This is a genomic window from Sphingopyxis sp. 550B, from assembly GCF_057401805.1.
Genome location: NZ_CM171610.1, coordinates 1,360,199 through 1,384,761, shown reverse-complemented (window position 1 = coordinate 1,384,761; position 24,563 = coordinate 1,360,199). Strand labels below are relative to the sequence as shown.

Below are 24,563 nucleotides of genomic sequence, written 5' to 3'. Positions count from 1 at the left end.
CCTCAGGCAGCCTTCCAGTCGTTCGTCGTCGTGAAGGCGGGCAAGGTCATCGCCGATTCGATCTGCTGGTTCGCCGCCGCGATCAGATAGGGCGAAACGCGGTGGCGGGTACACAGCCCGCCGTTGCCGTCGCTGACGAGCGAATGCTCGAACTCGATGCCCTGCTGATGCTTCGTCGAGCGCCGCACGGTGGCGGTCACCAGCTGTCCCTCGCCGAAGTCGATCACGAACTGCGTGCCCACCGGCACGTCGAGCAGTCCTTCGATGAAGGCGCCGGTCGCCGACAGGTTGCGGATGACGACGGCATAACGATGATTGCCGTGGACCGCGCCGACCTTGCGGAACATCTGGAAACGGTCGTTGCGCTGCTTCGCCGGCCCCGACGGCTTGATCGTCCACGACCCCGCCTCGGCATGCTCGACCAGTTCGCCGTCGGCCACCGGCTTGCTGTAAACATAGCCTTGGACGTGGCTGACCCCCAGCTTGCGGATCAGGTCGAGCTGGTCGAGCGATTCGATGCCCTCCGCCGTCGTTTCCATGTCGAGCGCCTCGGCAAGTGCGACGATCGCCGCAATGATCGCCGCATTCCGAGACCCCTTCTCCGTCGCGCCGCGCACGAAGCTCTGGTCGATCTTGATCTTGTCGAACGGCGCCGACTGCAAATAGCCGAGCGAGGAATAGCCGGTGCCGAAATCGTCGAGCGCGAGCCGCACGCCGAGCCCCTTCAGCGCCTTGAACATCCGCGCAGTCTCGGCCGAATCGCCCAGGAATACGCTCTCGGTGATCTCGAGCTCGAGCCGGTCAGGCGACAGCCCCGTGGCCGCGAGGGCGTTGGCGACGATCTTGGGCAAATTCTCGTTCGCGAACTGGATCGGCGAGACGTTGACCGCGACGCGCAGCCCGCCCGGCCAGCGCGCGGCGTCCTCGCACGCCTTGCGCAGCACCCACTCGCCGAGCGGCCAGATCAGATTCGCCTCCTCGGCGATCGGGATGAACATCGAGGGGGAGATGATTCCGCGCTCGGGATGCAACCAGCGCACCAGCGCCTCGACCCCGGTCACCATGTTCGACTGCGAATGGACGACCGGCTGATAGCTGAGTTCCATCTGCCCGCGCGCCAGTGCATCGCGCAGATCCTCCTCCAGCGCGCGGCGATCCTCGGCCGCCTGATGGAGGTCGCTCGAATAGAAGCGGAAGCGCCCGCGCCCGCCCCCCTTCGCGGCATAGAGCGCGAGGTCGGCGTTGCGCACAAGGTCTTCGCTGGTCATGCCGTCGAAGGGTGCGATCGCAACCCCGACCGAGGTGCCGATGATGCAGCGGCTGCCCTCGACCGAATAGGGTTGCGACAGGTTGGCGATGATTTCGGCGGCAAGGTCGCCCAGTTTGCCGCGGTCGTCCTGATCGGGCAGGATGATCTGGAATTCGTCGCCGCCCAGGCGGCTGACCATCTCCTTGTCGCCGACGATCTTGAGCAGCCGTTCGGCGACCTGCTTGAGCAGCGCGTCGCCCGCCGGATGGCCGAGCGTGTCGTTGACCTGCTTGAAGCGGTCGAGGTCGAGCAGCATGATCGCGCAACTCCGCTGCTGCTGCGTGAAGGCGGCGAGCGTCGATTCGAGCTTCTTCGAGATGTGGAAGCGATTCGCGAGTCCGGTCAGCGAATCGTATAGGGCGAGACGCGAGGCATCCTCGGCCGAGCGGCGCTGCGCGGTGACGTCGGTGCCGCTGCCGCGATAGCCGGTGAACTGGCCCGCGGCGTCGAAGTGCGGGCGCCCCGAAACCGACCACCAGCGCTCTTCGCCATCGATCGCCGCACGCAGCGGCAGCTCGTCGAACTTCGATTGCCGGGTCAGCAGGAAAGGCAGCGTGCGCTGCCGCTCGCCATGGCTGTCGGCGGGGTGGAACAGGTCGGTGAGCGGCGTGCCGAGCAGGTCGGCGGCCCGCTTGTCCATGACTTCGGCGACGGCTTCGCTGATATAGGTCAGCGCGCCGCCGGCATCGGTCGACCAGAACCAGCCGCGACCGCTGTCCTCGTAATTGCGGAGCAGCAGCACCGCCTCGCGCGTATGCAGGCCGGGCAGCGGCGTCTCTGCGCGCTGTCCACCGAGCCGCGAACCGAGCTTGCCCAGAAAGCCGCGCTGCTCCGCAGCGCCCGCGTCCGCCGGATCGTCGGCACGCATGCGCGCGGACGATTGGGTCCCCCGATTCGTACTGATCCCCGCCATCAGACCGCTATGCCAATCAGGCCTTGCGATACGGTAAATGTCGCCACGCCGGACGAACCCGCGCAACGGCCCGCTCAGAAGCGCGGCATTACCGCCCCACGCCGGACGGTTCGGGCGATACGACGCCGTTCGCCGCCGCATAACGGCGCCAATATTCCGCCAGCCTTGCAGCCAGCGACGGCTTTGCGGCGGCGATATCCCGCGTTTCGCCGGGATCGGCGGCGAGGTCGAAGAGTCGCCACGCCGCCTGCGGCGAAGCCGGCCGACTCAGCTTCCAGTCGCCCTGGCGCATGGCGCGACTGCCATGCAACTCCCATCCGAACCGCTCCTCCTCCCGATGGACGCGCGGCTGGCGTCCGCGGGCATGAGCGAGGATGGATCGACCGGAATAGGAATCGGGCGCCTTCACGCCCGCCAACGCGAGCAGCGAGACGGGAAGATCGCGGATCGTCATCAGCGCCGCGCTGCGTTCGCCTCTGCGGATGCCGAGAGCCGGGCCGGCGACAATGGCGGGCACCTTGATACCGCCTTCGGCAACCGAGCCCTTCGACCCGCCATAGGGCGCCGCGCTCACTGCGGCCCAATCGGGCCCATAGGAAATATAGGACCCGGCGCGCCCCATATTGGCGAGGCTATTGTCGAAGGTTCGTGCGACCCACGGTGCATTACGCGGAAAGCGGTCGGGTTGGACGCCCTCCGCGCCATTGTCGGACAGGAACAGGATCAGCGTGTTCGCCAGATCGCCGCCGTCGGCCAGATGTCGGATCACGCGGCCAATTTCATCGTCCATCTGCTCGACCATCGCCGAATAGATTTCCATCCGCTTCGCTTCGACCGCACGGTCGGCCGGGGACATGTCCTGCCATGCGCGCGAAAAGTGCGCGGGCGCGGCCTGACCCGCATGCAGGATTCCCAATTGCATCATCCGCGCGAGGCGCTGGCGCCATATCGCTTCGTGGCCGGCATCGTAGCGGCCCTGCGCGCGCCGCAGATAGGCGTCCGGCGCCTGAAGCGGCCAGTGTGGCGCGGTATAGGCGAGATAGGCGAAGAAGGGCTTCCGCTCGCGCCGGCTCTCGTCGATCGCCGACAGGATATAATCGGTGTAGAAGCGGGTGGAGAAGAAGTCGGACGGCAGCCGTTCGACCATCCGGCCGTTTTCGCGGTAATGGGCGACGGGCTCACTGGCGAAGGTTCCCAGCTGGTCGGGAAAATGGCTGCCCGCCCCTTCGAGCAGGGCGAACGACCTGTCGAACCCGTTCGCGGCCGGGCTGTGCTCCTCTCCCGCGCCAAGGTGCCATTTGCCGGCCATCGCCGTCAGATACCCCGCGCGGCGGAGCAGCGCGGCGACCGAAACCGACCGCGCGTTGAGATAGGTCTCATAGCCCGGACGCCCGATCTGGTTGGGCGCGATCCGTTCCTCCATGCTGCCGAAGCCGACGCGATGATGGTCCTGCCCCGTCAGCAACATCGCGCGCGTCGGCGAGCAGCTCGGGCTGGCATAGAAATTGTCGAGCGCCAGCCCCTGCCCGGCAAGCCAGCTCAAATTGGGTGTCGGTATCTCTCCGCCATAGGGCGCGATGTCGGAATAGCCGAGATCGTCGGCAAGGATCAGCAGGATGTTGGGACGCTTTTCCGCCGCCTCTCCGGCAGCGGCAGCAGGCGCCGACAGTCCCAGAAAGACCGCCAGCATCAGCCAGCCCGCTCGGCGTGCCCCGTTTCTCTTCCGACCCCGCCGCGCCGCCATGTCAGAAGGACAGGCTGGCGCGCACGCCATAGGTGCGGGGCGCCGCATAGCGGGCCGCCAATCCATTGCCGAGATTCGTTCCCATGCTTTCGATCGCCTTGAGGACCTTGCTGTTGGTGAGATTGTTGACGAAGCCGGTGATCGACCATGCCCCGCCGGGCGCTCCATAGGTCAGCAACACATCGAGCTTCGCATAAGGCGCGCGGCGATAATGCGAGGCCGTATATTGCTGAAGATACATGGCCCCTTGGTAAGACAGGCGCGCGGTCGAGGTGATCGTCCCGCCATTGGCGAGGTCGAGCTTGTGATCGAAGCCGCCCGTCGCCGTGAAGCGCGCCGCGTTCGGCATCCGTGCTCCGCTGAGGTCCACCGTCTGCGGCGTCAGGCTGGTGGCGAGATAGGGGTCATAGGGCGCGTCGGCATAATCCTCAAACGTCGCGTCCAGATAGGCAGCGCTGCCGCTGAGCCTGAATTGCGGCGTGATCCGCGCCTGCCATTCGAGTTCCAGCCCCTTCACCTGCGCGCGCGCGGCGTTGACGATGATGAAGCCGACGAGATCGGGCATGAGCTGGCTGACCTGAAGCCCCGAATAATCATAATAGAAGGCCGAAAGGTTGAGCTGGAGGCGGCGATCGAGCCATTCGGTCTTGGCGCCCACCTCATAGGCGGTGATCGTTTCGGCACCATAGGGCTTGTCGACCGCGGTGAAGGAAATGCCGCCGGGCTTGAAGCCCGTCGAAACCGAGCCGTAGACCATGGCGTCGGGGGCGACCTTCCAGTCGAGGCCCAGCTTCCACGTGACCTTTTCGAAGGTCGCCCGGTTACTGTCGTTGGTCAGCGCGGCCGCGGGGATGGCGAAATTATTATAGTTGGTCCGCCGCGCGAACTTGCGGTCGCGATTCCACCGCAGGCCACCGGTGATATTCAGCGCGTCGGTCAGCGGATAGGTCATCTGCCCAAACAGGGCGAGCGAGGCATTGTCGATCCTTTGTCCGACGACGATCGGGCCCGAGAATTCGGGCGGCAGCGTTACCCCCGGGCCGACCAGATTTTCCAGCGGCGGATAATGGATGTTGAGGATCTGCAATCCGCCGAAATTATCGCTGAGCGGCCCGCCGGTCGGCCGGTTCTCCTCGTCGAAATAATAGGCGCCCGCGACCCAATAGAGCCGCGACCCCGACGGCGACGCCAGCCGGACCTCGAGCGTCCTTTCGCGGGTCTTGCCCCGGAAATATTTCGTCCCGGCCGCGACGTTGGTGTAGTCGCTGTCGTAATGCTGGAAGATCGAATCCTCGATGATCGCGCCCAGAACGGTCAGATTGGCCGGCCCCGCATCCCAGTTCAGTTCCGCCGACACGGTCTTCTGCGTATTGCGGATACGGCTGGGGAAATCATAGGCAACTTCCCAGGGGTCGTTGCTGATCGGGATCAGGCCGTTCCGCTGGTAATAGCCGAGGTCGTAATTGCCCGCCTTGGGAATCCGGCCGAAACCCGTACCCGGAACCATCACATAGTCGGGATTCCGATCCCCCGCGCCTGGATTGGGCGCGCCGTCGGGCAACACGGCCGCATCGGCGATCAGCTTGCTCGCGCTGCCGACGCCGCCGCGCTTGAAATAATTGCCGCGCAGCAACAGTGACAGGCGGTCGCTCGGCTCGATCAGCAGTTGCAGCCGCATCGACAGATCATCTGCGTCGTCGAGATTCGGCAGGTTGTTGCCCGCCACATTGCGGGCATAGCCGTCGTGCTGGTCGCGAAAGATGCTGGCTCGCATCGCCATGACGTCGGTCAGGATCGGGACGTTGACGGCGAGGCCGCCGACAAAGGCGTCGTAATTGCCATAGGACAGCGTCGCCTCGCCGCCGAATTCGTTCATCCGCGGCCGCTTGCCGATGATGTTGACCGTGCCGCCGGTCGCATTGCGTCCGTAAAGCGTGCCCTGCGGGCCGCGCAGTACCTCGACGCGCTCGATGTCGAAAAAGGAGGCGTTGACCCCCTGCGGCCGCGCATAATAGATGCCGTCCTGATGAAAGGCGACGCCCGCCTCGCCGTTGAGCGTCACATTCTGGGCGCCGATGCCGCGTAGCGTGACGCGCGTGGCGTTCGGCGTGCTGACGTCGCCCGCGATATCGAGATTGGGAACGCGGTCGTTGAGACCGGCCATGCCGCTGATGCCGGAGCGCGTGACGTCATCGCCCGTCAGCACCGACACCGCGATCGGAGTATCCTGCAAATTGGTCGCGCGCTTTTCGGCCGTGACGACGATTTCATCCATGCCCGGCGCCGGATCGGCCGTCTGGCCAGCGGCATTTCCCGCCACCGCAAGACAGGACAGGGGCAGCAGAATTCCCCCCAACGACGACGCCCTTACAGCCATCACAGCCTCCCCTATTCCATTTTTATATGCGTATCGGAATTGCTGGGTGGCAGACCGGATTATATCATAATAATAAAAAAACGCGTCCTCGCTATTCCTCATTTGCATAATGATGGCGGCGCTATCCGGCTTCTCGCTGGATGCGGATGCGCCGGGACGGCTTTCGCCTTATCCAGCCGGCAGCAGCAGGCTGGAGTCGCCATAGCTGTAGAAACGATAGCCTTCCGCAATGGCATGGTCGTAGGCCGCGCGCATCGCGTCGAGCCCCATCAGGGCGCTGACCAGCATGAACAGCGTCGAGCGCGGCAGGTGGAAATTGGTCATCAGCCCGTCGATCGCCCGAAAGCGATAGCCGGGCGTGATGAAGATCGAGGTGTCGCCGGTGAACGGCTCGATCGTCCCGTCGGCGCGCGCCGCGCTTTCGAGCAGGCGCAGGCTGGTGGTGCCGACCGCGATCACCCGGCCGCCAGCGGCGCGCACCGCGTTGAGTCGCGCCGCGGCGTCGGCGTCGATGCATCCCCATTCGGCGTGCATGACATGGTCCGCCGTGTCGTCGGCCTTCACCGGCAGGAAGGTGCCCGCGCCGACGTGCAGGGTCAGCGTCTCGCTGGCGATCCCCGCCTCGCCGAGCGCGGCGAGCAGCGCCGGGGTGAAATGCAGCGCCGCCGTCGGTGCCGCGACCGCGCCGTCGGTCCGGGCGAACATCGTCTGATAATCGGCGCGGTCGGCCTCGTCGGTCGCGCGCTTGCCCGCGATATAGGGCGGCAGCGGCATCGTCCCGGCGCGGTCGAGCAGCAGTTCGACCGGCTCGTCCCCCTGAAAGGCAAGGACGAAGCTGCCGTCGGGCAGGCGCTGCTCGGCGACGGCGATCACGCCCGCGCCGAAATCGACCGTTTCCCCGACATGCAGCCGCTTCGCGTTGCGCACGAAGGCCTGCCAGCGGCGCAGGTCGACGCGTTTGTGCAGCGTCGCGCCGATCTTCGCCCCGGCGGCGCCATCTCTGTCACGGCCGCCGCGCACGCCTTCGAGCCGGGCGGGGATGACGCGCGTGTCGTTGAAGACGAGGCAGTCGCCGCGGCGCAGCCACGCCGGCAGGTCGCGCACCCCCGCGTCATGCAACCCCCTGCCCGCGACGACCAGCATGCGCGCCGCATCGCGCGGACGCGCCGGACGCAGCGCGATGCGATCGGGCGGCAGTTCGAAATCGAAGGCATCTACGCGCATCGGCTAAAGGCCGACAGCTTCGGAAGGATTCCCCTGTCCGTTCGTGTCGAGCGAACGGAATAAACCGGAGTCATCCTTCAAGGAAGCAGCTCAGCGCCCGATCGGCGCGTTGAGCTGGTCGGGCGTGATCTCCGCCGCGGGGGCAGAGGCGGGTGCCGGATCGGTCAGCATCGAGGCGGGCGGCATCGGCCGGTTGTCGGCGGCGACCGACGCCTGCACCATGCGCGACATCACCGCGGGCGGCTCGCCCTTGTGGATCGCGTCGACATATTGCATCCCCGACACGACGCGGCCAAAGACCGTATAGTGGCGGTCGAGCGCGAAGCGCGGCTGGAGCATGATGAAGAACTGGCTGTTCGCGCTGTCCTCGCTCTCGGCGCGCGCCATCGACACGGTGCCGCGCAGATGCGGCATCGGATTGAATTCGGCCTTCAGGTCGGGAAGCTGCGAGCCGCCCTGCCCGGTCGCGGTCGGATCGCCCGTCTGCGCCATGAAGCCGTCGATCACGCGGTGGAATTTCACCCCGTCGTAAAACCCCGCGCGCGCCAGTTGCTTGACGCGCTCGACATGCTGCGGGGCAAGGTTGGGATACAGCTGGATCACCACCCTGCCGCCGGTCGAAAGGTCGAGGTTCAGCATATATTCGGGGTTGCCGATATATTGATCGGGGGTCATCGCCGGTGCGGCCGGCGCTTCCGCCGCCGGGGCCGCATCGCCCTGCGCGGGTGCGGGAGCGGGGGCCGGCGTCGGAGCGGGCGCGGGGTCGATGGGCGGAACGGTTTCGCTTTCGGTCGGCGCGGGGGCCGGGGTTCCGTCGGGCGACGGCGCGGGCGGCGCCTCCTGCGCGACAGCCGACACCGCGAGACCGAGCGCCATGGCCGACAGGATCAGGGGGCGGAATGTGATGGTCATGCTGGATCGGCCTCTATCGTGGAATATCTGTGCGCCCCGCTTGCGCGCGACCTAGCGGGTAAAAGCTGAACGCTCAATGAGGAAGCGTTGCGTCATCCCTCACCCTGGCGCAGGCCGCGCTCGGCGATGCGCGCGACGACCGCATCGCGCACCGCGGGGGTGACGAACTTGTGGATCGCGCCGCCGAAGATCGCGATCTCCTTGACCAGCCGCGACGCGATCGGCTGCAGGCTGACATCGGCCATCAGGAAGACGGTCTCGACACGGTTGTTGAGCTGCTGGTTCATCCCCGCCATCTGATATTCATATTCGAAGTCGGCGACCGCGCGCAGCCCGCGGACGATGACGCTCGCGCCCTCGCGCTCGGCGAAGTCCATCAGCAGCGAGTTGAAGCCGACGACACGAATGTCGCCGCCCAGCGCCGCGACCTCGCCCCGGACCATCTCGATCCGCTCCTCGTCGTCGAACAGCGGCGATTTGGCGATGTTGGTGGTCACGCCGACGACCAGCCGGTCGACCAGCTTCGCCCCGCGCCGGATGATGTCCATATGCCCGAGGGTGATCGGGTCGAAGGTTCCGGGATAGACCCCAATCCGCATCAACGGTCCCTTTCCACAATATAGTGCGCGATTTCACGCAGCAGCCTGGCCTCGTCGCCGAAGCCCGCCAGATGGGCGGTCGCCTGATCGACGAGCAGGCTGGCCTGCGCCCGGGCGCGGTCGATTCCCATCAGGGTCACGAAGGTCTGCTTGCCCGCCGCCGCGTCCTTGTTCAGCGCCTTGCCCGCCAGTGCCTCGTCGCCCTCGACGTCCAATATGTCGTCGGCGATCTGGAAGGCGAGCCCGATGTCGCGCGCATAGGCGCGCAACGGTTTGCGCCCCTCGGGCGGAACGCGCGCGAGGATCGCGCCCGCCTCGACCGAAAAGCCGATCAGCGCGCCGGTCTTGAGCTGTTGCAGCCGCGTCACCGTCGGCAGGTCGAAGCTGATCGTCTCCGCCGCCAGGTCCATCATCTGCCCGCCCGCCATGCCCGCGGGGCCCGCCGCCAGCGCGAGTTCGCGCACCAGTTCGCTGCGCACGAAGGGGTCGGCATGCGTCGCCGGATCGACGAGCCATTCGAAGGCGAGCGCGTGCAGCGAATCGCCCGCGAGCACCGCCGTCGCCTCGTCATAGGCGCGGTGGACCGTCGGCTTCCCGCGCCGCACGTCATCATCGTCCATGCACGGCAGATCGTCGTGGATCAGCGAATAGACGTGCATCGCCTCGACCGCCGCGCCGACGCGCAACGACAGCGCGCGATCGACATGGAACAGGTCGCCCGCGGCACGGACGAGCAAGGGGCGCAGCCGCTTGCCGCCGCCCGTCGCGGCATGGCGCATCGCGCGATAGAGCCGCTCGCGCGGATCGGAGGGAATGGCCAGACGCCGGTCGAACAGGGCGTCGATCCCCGCCGCGACCTCTGCCTGCGCGGCGTGCAACAGCGACGCCTCTACCACGGTTTCGCCATCGGCGCGCGCGGCCATGGATCAGCTCTCGCCGAAGGGCGTGGTTCCCGCCGGCCGGCCGTCGGCACCGAAGCCGACCTGTTCGATCCGCGCCTGCGCGGCGGCAAGGCGCGCCTCGCAATGCGCGCGCAGCGCATGCCCGCGCTCGTAGAGCGCCACCGATTCCTCGAGGCTGACGTCACCGCTCTCGAGCCGCCGCACGATCGTTTCGAGCTCGCCCATCGCGGCCTCGAACGACAGCGACGCGATCTCGGGGGCCGGGGCCGGCGCGGCAGCGGGGTCGGGCGTGTCGGTCATCCCCCTGCTTTGGCGGCTCGCCCCCATGCGGTCAAGCTTGACGTCGCCCGGCACCGCGATAGGGTCGGGCCGCATGTTCGTCGGCCATTTCGCCCCGGCGCTGATCGTCGCCGCCCGCCCGCGCGCCGCCGGGCTCGGAACGCTGTTCGTCGCGGCGCAGCTTGTCGACATCGGCTTCGCGGCGCTGCTGATCCCGGGGGTGGAGGCGATGCGGATCGCGCCCGGCATCACCGCGATGAACCCGATGGACCTTTACCACATGCCCTATACGCATAGCCTGCTCGGCGCGGGATTGTGGGGATTGCTGTTCGGCCTGATCGTCTGGGCCGCGACGCGGCGGCGCGAGGCGGCGATCGGCGCCGCGATCGTCGTCGTGTCGCACTGGTTCATCGACCTGCTCGTCCACATCCCCGATCTCACGCTGTTCGGCGCGCCTCCGAAGATCGGGCTTGGCCTGTGGAACCATCCGCTGGTCGCGATGCCGCTGGAGGTCGCGCTGGTCGGCGGCGCTCTCGCTTATTACGCCAGCCGCACGCGCGACCCGGCCGGAAACGGCCGCCTGTGGGCGCTCGCCGCGCTGCTTGCGCTGGTCCAGGCCATCAACTGGTTCGGGCCGCAGGAAAGCGCCTATTCGCTCGCGATCCCCGCGACGATGCTCTTCGCCTACGCGCTGCTGTCGCTCGCCGCCTGGTGGGCGGGACGGACCCGCGCGCCGCTTTCCCATAGCTGAGGCGGCATCTTGTGAGCGGTGCCGGCGATATTGGGGTCTGTTCCTATCGCGCCGGCCCGGCTAAAGGCGCGCCATGACCCAGTCCGCCGTAGCCCCCTCGCCCGCTATCACCCCCGAAATCGTCGCCGAGCACGGCCTGTCGCCGGAGGAATATCAGCGTGTCCTGAACGCCCTCGGCCGCGAGCCGAATCTCGTCGAGCTCGGCATCTTCTCGGTCATGTGGTCCGAGCATTGCAGCTACAAGAGCTCGCGCATCCACCTGAAGAAGCTGCCGACCGAAGCGCCATGGGTGATCTGCGGTCCCGGCGAGAATGCGGGCGTGATCGACATCGGCGAAGGGCCGGGCGGCAAAAAGCTCGCCGCCATCTTCAAGATGGAGAGCCACAACCACCCGTCGTATATCGAACCCTATCAGGGCGCGGCGACCGGGGTCGGCGGCATCCTGCGCGACGTCTTCACGATGGGCGCGCGGCCGGTCGCGAACCTCAACGCGCTGCGCTTCGGCCGTCCCGACCATCCGAAGATGAAGCATCTAATATCGGGCGTCGTCCGCGGTATCGGCGGATACGGCAATTGCGTCGGCGTCCCCACGGTCGGTGGCGAGGTCAATTTCCACAAGGCCTATGACGGCAATATCCTGGTCAACGCGATGACCGTCGGCGTCGCCGAGCAGGACAAGATCTTCTATTCGGCCGCAAGCGGCGTCGGCAATCCGATCGTCTATGTCGGGTCGAAGACGGGCCGCGACGGCATCCACGGCGCGACGATGGCATCGGCGGACTTCGGCGAGGATGCCGAGGAGAAGCGCCCGACCGTTCAGGTCGGCGATCCGTTCACCGAGAAGCTGCTGATCGAGGCGTGCCTCGAACTGATGGCGTCGGACGCGATCGTCGCGATCCAGGACATGGGCGCCGCGGGGCTGACCAGTTCGTCGGTCGAGATGGCGTCGAAGGGCGGGGTCGGCCTCCACCTCAGGATGGACGACGTGCCGCAGCGCGAAGCCGGCATGACAGCCTATGAGATGATGCTGTCCGAAAGCCAGGAACGCATGCTGATGGTGCTGAAGCCCGGCAAGGAAGCCTTCGCGGAGGCGATCTTCCGTAAGTGGGAACTCGACTTCGCCGTGATCGGCACCGTCACCGACACCGGCCGCATGGTGCTGGAGCATCATGGCGAGATCGTCTGCGACATCCCGCTCGCGCCGCTCGCCGACGACGCGCCGCTCTATGACCGGCCGCACGTGCCGACGCCGAAGCAGGCCGAGCTTGCGAATGTCCCCGAAACGCAGGACGTCGCGGCGGACCTCAGGACGCTGATGGGCAGTCCCGACATCGCGTCGCGCCGCTGGATCTGGGAGCAGTATGACAGCCAGGTCGGCGCCGATACGGTGCAGACCGGCGGCGACGCGGCGCTCGTCCGCATCCACGGCACGAACCGCGCGCTCGCGATGACCACCGATTGCACCCCGCGCTATTGCCATGCCGACCCGGTCGAGGGCGGCAAGCAGGCGGTGGCCGAGACGTGGCGCAACATCACCGCGGTCGGCGCGACGCCGCGCGCGATCACCAACTGCCTGAACTTCGCCAATCCGCAACGGCCCGAGATCATGGGCCAGATCACCGGCTGTCTCGACGGCATGGCGCAGGCGTGCCGCGCGCTCGACTATCCGATCGTGTCGGGCAACGTCAGCCTCTACAATGAATCGAAGGCGACCGGTGGCGGCAGCGCGATCCTGCCTACCCCCGCGATCGGCGGCGTCGGCGTCATCGACGACCTGAGCAAGGCCGTCGGCATCGGCTTCAAGCGCACCGGCGACATCGTCCTCGCGGTCGGCGAGCGGATGGGCCATCTGGGCCAGTCGATCTGGCTGCGCGAGATTCACGGCCGCGAGGAAGGCCCGCCGCCGCCGGTGGACCTGAAGGCGGAAAAGCGCACCGGTGACTTCATCCGCCATGCGATCAACCAGGGCTGGATCACGGCCTGCCACGACGTGTCGGATGGCGGCGTCGCCGTCGCGCTCGCCGAAATGGCGCTCCGGTCGGATATCGGCGTTCTGGTGAGCGAGGAACAGCCCTTCGGCATCGCCGAAAGCTTCTTCGGCGAGGATCAGGGGCTCTACATCGTCACCGTCTGCGACACGTGCCTCGCCGACTTCCTCGACGCGGCGAACCGCGCCGACGTACCGGTCGACCCGCTCGGCCGCACGATCAGGGACCGCATCGTGTTCGAGCTTCCGGAGAGCGACCACCAGGTCACGCTCGCGGAACTGCGCGAAGCGCACGAGGGCTTCTTCCCGAAGCTGATGGAAGGGTGAGCATCCACGTCGGCATCGGCGGATGGACCTATGAGCCGTGGCGCGGCACCTTCTACCCGCCCGGCCATCCGCAGAAGCGCGAACTCGAATATGCCGGCCGGCATCTGACCGGGCTGGAGATCAACGGCACCTATTACGGCAGCCAGAAGCCCGAAAGCTTCGCCAACTGGGCGGCGGCGGTGCCCGACGGCTTCCGCTTCAGCGTCAAGGCGTCGCGCTTCGCGACCAATCGCAAGCTGCTCGCCGACGGCGCGGCGTCGGTGGAGAAATTCCTGACGCAGGGGCTGACCCGGCTCGGCGACCGGCTCGGTCCGATCCTCTGGCAGTTCATGGCGACGAAAAAGTTCGACCGCGACGATTTCGCACGCTTCCTCGATCTGCTGCCCGCGACGCAGGACGGTCTGCCGCTGCGCCATGCGCTCGAGGTGCGGCACGAAAGCTTCCGCGATCCGGCGTTCGTCGACCTTGCACGCGAACGGAACATGGCGATCGTCTTCGCCGACAGCGAAGAATTTCCCTGCATCGACGAGGATACGGCCGATTTCACCTATGCCCGCCTGCAGCGAACGGTGGAGAGCGAACCTGCCGGCTATGACGAGGCGGCGCTCGACGGCTGGGCCGACCGCGCGCGCGACTGGGCGAAGGGCGGGCGCGACGTCTACCTCTTCTTCATCGCCGGCGCGAAAGTCCGCAACCCCGCGGCAGCGCAGGCGCTGATCGCGCGGCTGGAGAGCTGACGCTCGTTTACCATCTACGGCTGGATCGTCATCGACTTTGGATGAATCAATATAGTGTTCCCGCGCAGGCGGGGAGCCAGAGCGGAAAAGTGCACGTTCGTGTATAACGCTCCGGGTCCCCGCCTGCGCGGGGACGCGTCACTATAACTTTCTCCGGTCCAGTCCTACCGGCGACGGAGTCAGGCCGCCTTCGCCAGTTCCGGCTGCGCGGGTGCCGCGGCGGTTTCGGTCGCCTTCGTCCCCAGCAGGTCATAGGGGTCGATGCCGTCGGCGCGCATCATCGCATGGACCTGCTTGTAGATCGTCGGTTCGACGATCCCCAGCCGCTTGCGCGCCGCCTCGATCGGCTCGGCGAGCAGCGCCTCGATATCCTGATGCGCGATGTGCCGCGCGGCGCGGCCGTTACGCTGGCCTTCGCGCACCGCCGCATAGATGGGATAGCGACGACCGAAGCCCTTGCGGATCTCGCGCGCGCCGGCCCAGGCGATGAACAGCGTGCCCCAACTCGGCGTCTGGCTGTAGGAGAAGGCGAGCACGCACTGTTCGCCCAGCGCGTCGCGGCCATAGCCGGTCAGGATGTGCGACAGGTCGTGCGTGTCGCGCAGCCGGTCGCCGAATACCTCCATCATGTCATCGTAGCGCGGCTTTTTCTCGCGGAATTTCATCGATTCGTCGACGAGGCCCTGCGCGGTCAGCCCCTCGCGCTCCATGAAATCGACATAGACGCGCCCGACGGTTCCCTCGGGCAGGGCCTTCAACCGGTCGTGATCGTCGAGCAGCGTCGGCAGATAGGGGCGCTCGGCCAGAACCTTCGCCCCCACCGCGGTCGCAAAGAACGCTTCGACCGACCGCGTGAAGCGATTGTCGCGCAGCGCGTCGATGATGTGGAACACCTGTTCGGTGTCCTCCTTGTCGGCGATCAGCTTGCGGAAATGGTGCCACGCCTTCAGCGGGCGGAACCCGGTGTCGGCACGGTCGGGATGGCAAAGGGGAAGAGCGGTCATGGCGAATCTCTCATGCTTCGGCTTCGTGGCTCGCAATAGCATTATTGACATACATGTCAATAGGTGTCGCCTGTTCCCGTCACCCCGGATCAAGTCGGCAATTATCCCTTTTCGACAAGGAGCTGTTCCCCGACGAAAGCCGGGGTCCAGATGGCACAGCGCTGCTTCACATGGACCCCGGCTTTCGCCGGGGAACAGCTCCTGACTTGCCTGAAGGACATATATGCCGACCAGGTCCGCAGTGACGAAGAGGCAGGCGCCTTCAAAACCAAAGGGCGTTGCCACCGCGCCGAGAGGGATATGATCCCGAAGCGAATGCCCTATAGCCTTCCGGCGGGACGCAGCGGAGGCGCGAATGGAGAAGCAGGACGGCGCATCGGCGCAGCGGCTGGTCACGCTCGACGCGCTGCGCGGCTTCGCGGTGATGGGCATATTGGCGATGAACATCGTCGCCTTCGCAATGCCCGAGGCGGCCTATATTTCGCCGAAAGCCTATGGCGGGGAGACGCCGGCCGATCTGGCTGGCTGGGCGATCGGCTTCATCCTCTTCGACGGCAAGATGCGCGGGCTGTTCTCGATCCTGTTCGGGGCGAGCATGCTGCTGATCGTCGAGCGCGCAAGGGCGTCGGGACAGGATGCCGCGACGGTGCATTACCGGCGCATGGCGTGGCTCGCGGTGTTCGGGTTCGCCCATTATCTCTTCCTCTGGTGGGGCGACATATTGTTCCTCTATGCGTGCATCGGTTGCATCGCCTTCGCCTTTCGCGACTGGGAGGCGCGGCGGCTGATCCGCTGGGCGGTCGGGCTGTTCGCACTCGGCACGCTGTTGATGACGTTGCTCTTCGGCGCGCAGCTCGTTCTCGCGCAGGCAGCGGACGATTCCGGCGCGTCGGCGGCGATGGCCGCGGCGGGGCGCGACGTGATCGCCGGATATGCGGGGCTTGGCGATGCGGTCGACGCCGAACTGGCGCTCTATCGCGGCGGCTATCTGCCGATCCTCGCCGAGCGGCTCGGCCATGCGGACACGCCGTTGCTGATGGTGCTGATGAGCGCGCTCGAAACGCTGCCGCTGATGATGATCGGCATGGCGCTGCTGCGCAGCGGCTTCCTTGCGGGGCGCTGGGAGTCCGCCGCCTATCGCCGCACGGCGCTCCGCTGGCTACCGCCGGGACTGCTGCTGACGATAGTGCTGGCATGGGTCCAGTGGCGCGGCGGGTTCGATTATCTGCTGTCGCTTAACATCTTCCTCGCTTGGGCGCAGCCCGCACGGCTGATGATGACGATCGGCTATGCCGCGCTGCTGGTCCTGCTGATCCGGCGTCATGCCGCGAGCGGCTGGATCGCCCGCATCGCGGCGGCGGGGCAGGCCGCCTTCTCCAACTACATCGGCACCAGCCTCGTGATGACGAGCCTCTTCTACGGCTATGGCCTCGGGCTGTTCGGCACGGTCGGGCGCCTGCCGCTCTATCTGTTCGTGATCGGCGCCTCGGCGCTGATGCTGCTATGGTCGAAGCCGTGGCTCGCGCGCTTCCGCTACGGGCCGCTCGAATGGCTGTGGCGCAGCCTCGCACGCGGGGCCGTGCAGCCGATGCGGCGGGCGTCCCCGGCTCAGTAGCCGACGGCGCGGCCGAAGCTCGGGCGGCCGCGCTGGACGAGCGGATTGGCCTCGCGCTCCAGCGCCGCCAGCGTTTCCTCGAACAGCGGGCGCAGCGTGACGACGCGCGGCAGATATTCCTCGGGGCTGATCTGCGCCTCGACGCAGTGGCGCGCGAACATCTCTATATCCTCGGCCAGCGTGCCCAGCCGCTCGCCGCCGAACTGACGCGCCTCGCTCTTCAGCGTGTGCGCGGGCATGACGAGCCCGCGCGCGTCGCGGGCGCGCATCGCCTCTTCGATCGCGGCGACCGACTTGATGCCGTCCTCGCGGAAATAGCCCAATATGCGGATGAACGCCGCGCCCAGCTGGGTGCGCGTCGCGCGGAATTCATTCCAATCGACCAGCATCTCGTCCAATGTTCCGTCCCTTGGCATGCAATTCGGCCGGTGGTCCCGAAGCCTGCATGCCAAAAGGCGGTTAATAGGCGGTTACGGCGGCGGACGGCTGGTTCAGCGCGTCACCATCCAGCGTCCCGAACCGGACGCGCCCGGGTCGGCGGCGAGCGTCCACCCCTGTTCGGCGGCGAGCGCGGCGACCTCCCGCTCCGCCTTCGGATCGTCGGCTATCAGCAGCACCTGCGCCTCGGCCCGCATCGCGCGCGCCAGCCGCAGCGCCGGCCAGGGGCAGCGCATCCCGCGCGCGTCGACGACGACGGGCGCCTCAATCGTCATAGGGATTGCGCGTGTTGCGGAAGTTGAGCCGGATCGGCACCCCCTGGAACCCCAGTTCCTTGCGCATGCCGTTGGTCAGGTAGCGCTGGTAGCTGGCGGGCAGGGCGTCGGTGCGGCTGCCGAAGACGACGAAGGTCGGCGGCCGCGTGCGCGCCTGGGTGATGTAGCGCAGCTTGATCCGCCGGCCCCCCGGCGCGGGCGGCGGATTGGCGGTGACCGCACCCTCGAACCAGCGGTTCAGCTTCGCGGTCGACATGCGGCGTGTCCAGATGTCGCGCTGTTCGAAGGCGACACGGACGAGCGTGTCGATCCCCTTGCCCGTCGCGCCGGAGATGCTGAGCAGCGGCACGCCCTTGACTTGCGACAGCCCGTCGTCGAGCGCCGTGCGCACGCCGTTGAACAGCGCCGACGGATTTTTGGCGACGTCCCATTTGTTGAGCGCGACGATCAGCGCGCGCCCTTCCTCCAGCACCCGGTCGGCGATGCGCAGGTCCTGCGCCTCGAGCCCCTTCGTCGCATCGAGCAGCAGCACGACGACCTCGGCGAAATCGACCGCGTGGAGCGCGTCGGCGACCGACAATTTCTCCAGCTTGTCCTGCACCTTCGCGCGCTTGCGCATTCCTGCGGTGTCGAACAACTGGATCGGATGGACTTCGCCGTCCTTTTCCCATTGCCAGTCGACGCGGATCGAATCGCGCGTGATCCCCGCCTCGGGCCCGGTGATCAGCCGGTCCTCGCCGATCATGCGGTTGATCAGCGTCGACTTGCCCGCGTTGGGCCGCCCGACGATCGCGAGCTTGAGCGGGCCGAGCGGCTCCTCGTCATCCTCGCTGGTTTCGGCTTCCTCGGCTTCCATGAACGGTTCGACGATCGGGCGCAGCGCGTCGAACAGGTCGACCAGCCCCTCGCCATGTTCGGCGCTGAGCGCGATCGGGTTTTCGAAGCCGAGCGCATAGGCCTCCATCAGCCCCGCCTCGCCCTGCTTGCCCTCGGCCTTGTTCGCGCAGAGGATGATCGGCGTGTCCTCGCTGCGCAGCCAGCGGGCGATCTCTTCGTCGAGCGGCGTCACGCCGGCGCGCGCATCGATCAGGAACAGCGCGGCATCGGCCTCGCGCACTGCCTTTTCGGTCTGGACGCGCATCCGGCCGGGCAGCGTCGCGGCGTCCTGATCCTCGAACCCCGCGGTATCGACGATGCTGAACGTCAGGCCGAGCAGTTGCCCGTCGCCCTCGCGCCGGTCGCGCGTCACCCCCGGCTGATCGTCGACAAGCGCGAGCCGCTTGCCGACGAGCCGGTTGAACAGGGTCGACTTGCCGACATTGGGCCGGCCGACAATGGCGATCGTTGCGGATCGCGCCATCTGCTTATCCTATCATGCGGGGCCGCGCGGCGCCCCATCCCGTCATCGCCAGGCGGTGATCTGTCCGTCGTCCGCCAGAATATACAAGATATTGTTGGCGACCACCGGCGTCTGCGACAGCGGCGACTTGAACTCGGTCGAGGCGAGCAGCGAGCCGTCGGTAGGCGAATATTCGGCGAGCGTGCCCTCGGTATTGACCGCGATCAGCCTGCCGCCGGCGAGGATCGGTCCGGTCCAGCGGATCGGGTCCTTCTTCTTCTTGTCGGTCTCGACGCGGAAACGCGCAAGCTGCTGAATCCAGCGCACCTTGCCCGAACCGCGCGCGACGCACAGCAGCTTGGCATCGTCGGTCATCGCATAGACCCACTCGCCGACGACATAGGGGGTCGAGATGCCGGCGATCGAGATTTCCCAGGTCCGCTGGCCGGTGACGAGCTCATAGCTCGCCATGCGGCCACCCTGCCCGAGCGCGAAGACGCGGCCGCGATCGATCACCGGATCGGCATCGACGTCGGACAGCGTCGACACCGACAGCGCCATCGAGGTGCGCGCGAGCGCATCCTCCCACAGGTCGCGGCCGTTCTCGTAGCGATAGGCCTGCACCTCGCCCGACGAGAAGCCGGCGACGATCGTGCCCTGCCCCGCCGCGGGAGAGGCGGCGCCGAAGACGCTGCCGGGTTCGAGCGACGCGGTCGCCTGCCACTGCACCGCGCCGTCGGCGGCACTGAGCGCGATGATCTGATTATCCTGGCTGATGACGTAGACGCCGCCGAAGGCGATGGTCGGCGCGCCGCGCAGCGGACCGGCCGGCTTCACCTTCCAGATCACCGACCCGTCGGCGGCGTTGAGCGCCGCGACATCGCCCGACCCGCTGGTCGCATAGACGACCGAGCCGTCGACCGCGGCACCGCCGCCGAACAGCGAATCCTTGTAATCCTTGCCCGTGCTGCCGATCGGCGTGCGCCACAGCGAGGCACCGGTGTCGGCCGCGAAGGCCGAGACGACCGCGTCAGTATCGACGACGAACAGGCGATTGTCGGCGATGACCGGCGACGCGGCGAGGCGCTGCTTCTTGGTGCTGCCGGCGATGCTGGCCTGCCACAGTCGCGCGCGGGTCGCGCCCAGCGCGACATGGCCCATCGCCTTCGAGGCGTTGCCGCCCGACTGCGCCCAGCTTGCGTTGACGACGGGCTCGGGGAGCACCACCGCGATCTCCGCGGTCGCCGGATCGACCTTGATGCTGTTGTCGTTCGACAGGATCGACACCCGCTCGCCGACCGTCGGCGTCTTGGGTCCGCCCTTGTCCTTGAACGCGCCGCAGCCCGACAGGGGCAGCGCCAACAGGGCCGCGCAGAGAATATAATGCCGCTTCTTCAGCATATTATTTGGTTTCCTCAGTCTTTTCGGTTGCCGCCGTCTGCGACCCGGCGGCGTCCTTGCGATCCTTGTCCGCGCTTTCGCCGGCACGGTCGGTGACGGCATCGACGCCCAGCATGCCCGCCATCTGCACCGCGCGCGACTGGAGCGATTTCGGTACGTCGGGCAGCTTGGCGATACGGCCATAGAGTTCGCCCGCCCGATCGTACTGGCCGAGCTGATAATAAGCGATGGCGCTGAGTTCGGCGGCGCTGGCGAACCAGCTCGACGCGGGGTCCTTCGCCTCGACCAGCGGCTTCATGCGGTCGATCACCGCCTGCGGCTTCAGCGTGTCGAATTCGAGCGCGGTCTGGCGAAGCAGCGCGGCGTTGCGCAGCGCCGGGTCGATCTTCTTGTCGCCCGCGACCTTCGCCATCAGCGCGGCAGCGCCCTTGCGGTCGCCGGCCTGCGCCTTGATGTTCGCCTGCTGCATCAGCGCGGCCGAGCGATAGGCGGGACTGCCCTCCGCGACGATCGTCTCGAGATCCTTCGCCGCGGCGTTCGGCTGGCTCGCCGCCGCCTTTTCAAAGGCCGCGACCAGCGCTTCGGCCTGCTCGCCGCGCTGCACCTGCTGCGCGTGGCCCCAATAGAGCCAGCCGCCGAAGGCGACCAATGCCGCGACGATCGCGCCGATGATCCACCAGCCATAGCGCCGCCAAAGCGTGTCGAGCCGGTCCTTGCGGACCGCCTCGTCGACTTCCAGCAAAAAGGCGGCATTGTCCGGGCTCAGGGCCAATCAAACCTCCATCGTCTCGCTACGGGCGCGGGGCGCATGGCCCGCCGGTCGCTTTCCTTAGCGGCGAGGCCCGGAAAGGCCAAGCGATTCACTCACCCGGCCGCGGCGGCGCTCCGCCGGGCTGCGCCGCGCCCATTCGTCCGGCCTCAACCGGCGTAGATCTGTTCGGATGTCGGGAATGAACGGGACCTGACTTGCTCGGCATAGTCCCGGACCGCGCCGTCGATGACGCTCGCCATGTCGCTGTAGCGCTTCACGAAGCGCGGCACGCGCTCGAACATGCCGAGCATGTCGTCGGTGACGAGCACCTGACCGTCGCACTGCGCGGAAGCGCCGATGCCGATCGTCGGGCAGGCGACCTTGTTCGTGATCTCGATCGCGATCGATTCGAGCACGCCCTCGATGACGATCGAGAAGGCGCCGGCCTTCGCCACCGCGACCGCGTCCTCGACGATCGAGCGCGCTTCCTCGTCACTCTTGCCGCGCACGCCATAGCCGCCGAGGATGTTGACCGCCTGCGGCGTCAGGCCGACATGCCCCATCACCGGAATGCCGCGCTGGGTCAGGAATTCGATCGTCGGGGCAAGCACCTTGCCCCCCTCGACCTTCACCGCGGCGGCGCCGGTTTCCTTGAGCAGGCGCGAGGCGTTGGCGAACGCCTGCTCGGGGCCGGCCTCATAGCTGCCGAAGGGCATGTCGACGATCACCGCGGCATGATAGCTGCCCCGCACCACCGCGGCGCCGTGCAGCGCCATCATCTCCATCGTCACCGCGACGGTATGCGGCAGGCCATAGATCACCTGCGCGAGCGAATCGCCGACCAGCAGCATGTCGCAATGCGGATCGAGAAGCTGCGCCTGGCGCACCGTATAGGCGGTGAGCATGACGATCGGCTCGCCCCCCTTGCGCTGGCGGATGCGCGGCACCGTCAGGCGCTTCATCGGCTGCGGCGTCGGGTTGGCGCGACTGGTCGAGGTGTCGAGGGTGAGCGTCTTGGGGAGCGTGGACATGGGACGGGAGCCTAGCGATTTATGTTGCGCTGCGAAAGACAGAGTTTCGTCGGGAGGCAACGCAACTCGAACAGGCGGTATGCCGTCTCCCCTCCCGCTCGCGGGAGGGGCAGCAAGGCTAGAGCATGATGACATGAGTTGGAATCGTCATTGCGAGGAGCGAAGCGACGCGGCAATCCAGAGTATGCGCAATCCGCCCTGGATTGCTTCGCTTCGCTCGCAATGACGAGTGGGTCAATCCAATGTGGAAGCTTGCGAACTCGTTTGCCAGCCGCAGCGGGGCGGGCCTTCGCGACGGCGCCGACCCACCCCCGCCCCCTCCCGCAAGCGGGAAGGGAGACAGACAGTCGCACGCCGTCCCCCGTCCGTTGCCGCTCCTCAGGCCCCCGCTTCGGTCAGCGCGGCCAGTTGTTCGCCGGTCAGCCGCAGCGCCATGCTGTCCATGATGTCATCGAGCTGCGCGACCGTAGTCGCGCTGGCGATCGGTGCGGTGACGCCCGGCTGCGCCGCCACCCAGGCGAGCGCGACCTGCGCCAGGCTGGCGCCCGTTTCGGCGGCGATGCGATCCATGACCGCGAGTACCGCGGGCCCCTTGCCCGCCATATAGGCCTTGGCCTTGTAGCCGCGCGGGCTCTGGCCGAGATCGTCGGCGCTGCGATATTTCCCCGACAGATAGCCGGCGGCGAGGCTGTAATAGGGAATGACGCCGAGCCCCTCGGCGATGCAGAGCCGCTGGAGCGCACCTTCATATTGCGCGCGGTCGAGCAGATTGAGCTCGGGCTGCATCGCGGTGAAGCGCGGCAGCCCCTTCGCATCGGCGACGCGCAGCGCCTCGCCCAGCCGTTCGGCCGAATAGTTGGACGCGCCGATCGCGCGCACGATCCCCGCGTCGCGCAATTCGCCGAACGCGCCCAGCACCTCGTCGAGCGGCACGTCGGGATCGTCCTGGTGCGCGAAATAGAGATCGATCGCGTCGACCCCCAGCCGGTCGCGCGAGCTCTGCGCCGCCGCGCGAACGGCATCGGGGCGCAGGCCGCCCTCCCCCATCCCGACCTTGGTGGCGATCAGCACCCGGTCGCGCGCGCCGCTTTCGCGGAGCCATGCGCCGATCATCGCCTCGGATTCGCCGCCCCGATGCCCTGGCACCCACGCCGAATAGACGTCGGCGGTGTCGATCATGCTGCCGCCGCGCGCCGCAAAGCGGTCGAGAATCGCGAAGCTCGCCGTCCGGTCGGCGGTCCAGCCGAAGACATTGCCGCCGAGTACGAACGGCCGGATCGACAGGCCGCTTTTGCCCAGTGCGCGTTCGGTCATCGTGACGCTCCTTCCTTCACCGCGGGCACCGCCTCGCGCGGGTTGTCGCTGAACAGCCCGTCGATCCCCGTCGCCAGATAGGCGGCGATCTCCGCCGCCAGGTCGCCGTGCCCCGCCGGATTGATCCCGCTCTTGTCGCCCAGCGGCAGGAAATAATTCTCGCGGCGGAAGGTCCACGGATGCACCTTCAGCCCCGCCGCATGGGCATCGCGGACGAGCGACGTCGGATCGCCCAGCGTGCCCAGCGCGCCGCGCGGGATGACCATCGCCTTGTTCGGCCCGATGCCGTCGGCATAGGCGGCGACCGCCTTCAGCCCCGCGGGCGACGCCATCGCGGCATAGCTCGTCCGCGGGTCATCGGCGGGCCCGCCCTCATCGTCCATCAGCTGGATTAGCGGCAGGTCGCTCTTCGCGCGGATCGCCTTGAGATTGCCGACCTCGAAGCTCTGGATGAACACCGGCGCCGTTCGGCCGCGATAACCGTATTTTTCGAGCAGCGCGAGCAAGGGCGCCTCGTGCGGCAGACCGATCGCGGCGAAATAGCCCGGATGCTTGGTCTCGGGATAGACGCCGACCGGATGGGTGCGCTCCATGTTCACGCGCGCGAGAAGGTCGAGAATCTCCTCGAAGGTCGGAACCTCGAACTTGCCGTCGTTGGCAGTGCCGCGCAGCCGCGGAATGCGCTCCTTCGCGCGCAGCGTCTTGAGTTCGGCGAGGGTGAAATCCTCGGTGAACCAGCCCGTGACGTCCTTGCCGTCGATCCGCCTGGTCGCCTTTCGATCCGCGAACTCTGGACGGTCGGCGACGTCGGTGGTCTCCGAAATCTCATTCTCGTGCCGCGCGACGAGCACGCCGTCCTTCGTCAACACCAGGTCGGGCTCGATGAAATCGGCCCCCTGCTCGATCGCCAGTTCATAGCTCGCCAGCGTATGCTCGGGTCGCTCACCCGACGCACCGCGATGCGCGATGACGATCGGCGGTTGGCCGTCGAGGGTGGGCACCGCCGCCATCGGCTCAGCGGCACAGCCGGCGGGCAAAAGCAACGCCAGCACGGCGGCGTACCAGCGCCTCATGCCGCAAGGCGGGCCTGCCGGTCATCGGCGGCGAGCAGCGGGAGCCTGACCACGTGCGGAAAATAGGCCGAACGCCGCCGCCTTGGCCAGCGGTTTTCGGGGTCCGGAGGAAAAAGTTTCACGTGCGGGCGCGGGCTTCGCCGCGCCCATCCCGCTCTTCGTCATGCTGAACCTGGTTCAACATCATGGTCCGCGCTTTCGTTGAGCGCCGCGTCCCGAGCATGATGGCACTGGGTCAATCCAAAGTCATCGGAGTGTAAA

General features: G+C 67.2%; 21 protein-coding genes. 4 read left to right on the top strand and 17 right to left on the bottom strand.

Features of this window, described 5'->3' with window-relative positions; translation table 11 throughout:
- Positions 1-2: 2 nt before the first annotated feature.
- The 8 genes from AC2S9W_RS06485 to AC2S9W_RS06450 form a co-directional block, all read right to left on the bottom strand.
- Complete coding sequence (locus tag AC2S9W_RS06485) at positions 3-2,177, bottom strand: EAL domain-containing protein (protein WP_104959310.1); 2,175 nt, start codon at positions 2,175-2,177, stop codon at positions 3-5.
- Between the two features lie 133 nt (positions 2,178-2,310).
- Positions 2,311-3,912 (bottom strand): arylsulfatase, encoded by a 1,602-nt coding sequence (locus AC2S9W_RS06480; RefSeq protein ID WP_076077531.1) that lies wholly within the window; start codon positions 3,910-3,912, stop codon positions 2,311-2,313.
- A gap of 55 nt (positions 3,913-3,967) precedes the next feature.
- On the bottom strand, positions 3,968-6,241 hold the full coding sequence (locus AC2S9W_RS06475; RefSeq protein WP_207797346.1) for a TonB-dependent receptor: 2,274 nt from the start codon (positions 6,239-6,241) through the stop codon (positions 3,968-3,970).
- Positions 6,242-6,511: 270 nt separating this feature from the next.
- On the bottom strand, positions 6,512-7,567 hold the full coding sequence (queA, locus tag AC2S9W_RS06470; protein ID WP_076073909.1) for a tRNA preQ1(34) S-adenosylmethionine ribosyltransferase-isomerase QueA: 1,056 nt from the start codon (positions 7,565-7,567) through the stop codon (positions 6,512-6,514).
- A gap of 90 nt (positions 7,568-7,657) precedes the next feature.
- Positions 7,658-8,479, bottom strand: coding sequence for a peptidylprolyl isomerase (locus tag AC2S9W_RS06465; RefSeq protein WP_104959309.1), 822 nt, complete (start codon positions 8,477-8,479; stop codon positions 7,658-7,660).
- 92 nt (positions 8,480-8,571) lie between these two features.
- Entirely contained in the window at positions 8,572-9,078 is a 507-nt protein-coding gene (gene coaD / locus AC2S9W_RS06460; RefSeq protein ID WP_067108184.1) for a pantetheine-phosphate adenylyltransferase, read from the bottom strand.
- Positions 9,078-10,001 carry a polyprenyl synthetase family protein gene (locus tag AC2S9W_RS06455; protein WP_076073906.1) on the bottom strand — a complete coding sequence of 308 codons (924 nt, stop codon included), beginning with the start codon at positions 9,999-10,001 and terminating at the stop codon, positions 9,078-9,080. Before AC2S9W_RS06455 ends, coaD begins: the two co-directional genes overlap by 1 nt.
- A gap of 3 nt (positions 10,002-10,004) precedes the next feature.
- Positions 10,005-10,280 (bottom strand): exodeoxyribonuclease VII small subunit, encoded by a 276-nt coding sequence (locus tag AC2S9W_RS06450; RefSeq protein ID WP_067186910.1) that lies wholly within the window; start codon positions 10,278-10,280, stop codon positions 10,005-10,007.
- Positions 10,281-10,305: 25 nt separating this feature from the next.
- Here AC2S9W_RS06450 and AC2S9W_RS06445 point away from each other — a divergent pair, with 25 nt between their 5' ends.
- From AC2S9W_RS06445 to AC2S9W_RS06435, 3 genes are all read left to right on the top strand, one after another.
- Positions 10,306-11,010 carry a hypothetical protein gene (locus AC2S9W_RS06445; protein ID WP_486571749.1) on the top strand — a complete coding sequence of 235 codons (705 nt, stop codon included), beginning with the start codon at positions 10,306-10,308 and terminating at the stop codon, positions 11,008-11,010.
- A gap of 73 nt (positions 11,011-11,083) precedes the next feature.
- Positions 11,084-13,324, top strand: coding sequence for a phosphoribosylformylglycinamidine synthase subunit PurL (gene purL / locus AC2S9W_RS06440; protein WP_076073901.1), 2,241 nt, complete (start codon positions 11,084-11,086; stop codon positions 13,322-13,324).
- On the top strand, positions 13,321-14,061 hold the full coding sequence (locus AC2S9W_RS06435) for a DUF72 domain-containing protein (protein ID WP_076073899.1): 741 nt from the start codon (positions 13,321-13,323) through the stop codon (positions 14,059-14,061). Before purL ends, AC2S9W_RS06435 begins: the two co-directional genes overlap by 4 nt.
- Positions 14,062-14,240: 179 nt before the next feature.
- On the opposite strand, the gene AC2S9W_RS06430 is transcribed toward AC2S9W_RS06435, so the two are convergent.
- Complete coding sequence (locus tag AC2S9W_RS06430) at positions 14,241-15,065, bottom strand: Coq4 family protein (protein ID WP_076073896.1); 825 nt, start codon at positions 15,063-15,065, stop codon at positions 14,241-14,243.
- A gap of 355 nt (positions 15,066-15,420) precedes the next feature.
- On the opposite strand from AC2S9W_RS06430, the gene AC2S9W_RS06425 reads away from it, so the two are divergent.
- Entirely contained in the window at positions 15,421-16,680 is a 1,260-nt protein-coding gene (locus tag AC2S9W_RS06425; RefSeq protein WP_286749030.1) for a DUF418 domain-containing protein, read from the top strand.
- Here the strand turns inward: AC2S9W_RS06425 and AC2S9W_RS06420 are convergent.
- From AC2S9W_RS06420 to AC2S9W_RS06385, 8 genes are all read right to left on the bottom strand, one after another.
- Entirely contained in the window at positions 16,674-17,069 is a 396-nt protein-coding gene (locus AC2S9W_RS06420) for an Hpt domain-containing protein (RefSeq protein ID WP_234002698.1), read from the bottom strand. The genes AC2S9W_RS06425 and AC2S9W_RS06420 overlap by 7 nt on opposite strands.
- 102 nt (positions 17,070-17,171) lie before the next feature.
- Positions 17,172-17,393: a sulfurtransferase TusA family protein gene (locus AC2S9W_RS06415; protein WP_076073890.1), complete on the bottom strand. Its 222-nt coding sequence runs from the start codon at positions 17,391-17,393 to the stop codon at positions 17,172-17,174.
- On the bottom strand, positions 17,383-18,753 hold the full coding sequence (gene der / locus AC2S9W_RS06410; protein WP_076073887.1) for a ribosome biogenesis GTPase Der: 1,371 nt from the start codon (positions 18,751-18,753) through the stop codon (positions 17,383-17,385). The genes AC2S9W_RS06415 and der overlap by 11 nt, the downstream gene beginning before the upstream one ends.
- 42 nt (positions 18,754-18,795) lie before the next feature.
- Positions 18,796-20,133, bottom strand: coding sequence for an outer membrane protein assembly factor BamB family protein (locus tag AC2S9W_RS06405; protein ID WP_076073884.1), 1,338 nt, complete (start codon positions 20,131-20,133; stop codon positions 18,796-18,798).
- 1 nt (position 20,134) lies between these two features.
- A complete protein-coding gene (locus tag AC2S9W_RS06400; RefSeq protein WP_286749031.1) occupies positions 20,135-20,905 on the bottom strand; it encodes a tetratricopeptide repeat protein in 771 nt (256 codons plus the stop codon).
- Between the two features lie 146 nt (positions 20,906-21,051).
- Positions 21,052-21,915 (bottom strand): 3-methyl-2-oxobutanoate hydroxymethyltransferase, encoded by an 864-nt coding sequence (panB, locus tag AC2S9W_RS06395; RefSeq protein WP_067113598.1) that lies wholly within the window; start codon positions 21,913-21,915, stop codon positions 21,052-21,054.
- Between the two features lie 378 nt (positions 21,916-22,293).
- Positions 22,294-23,229 carry an aldo/keto reductase gene (locus AC2S9W_RS06390; protein ID WP_076073879.1) on the bottom strand — a complete coding sequence of 312 codons (936 nt, stop codon included), beginning with the start codon at positions 23,227-23,229 and terminating at the stop codon, positions 22,294-22,296.
- The gene (locus AC2S9W_RS06385; RefSeq protein WP_104959308.1) at positions 23,226-24,302 is read right to left on the bottom strand and encodes a glycerophosphodiester phosphodiesterase; all 1,077 of its coding nucleotides are present in this window, start codon (positions 24,300-24,302) and stop codon (positions 23,226-23,228) included. Before AC2S9W_RS06385 ends, AC2S9W_RS06390 begins: the two co-directional genes overlap by 4 nt.
- Positions 24,303-24,563 lie beyond the last annotated feature (261 nt).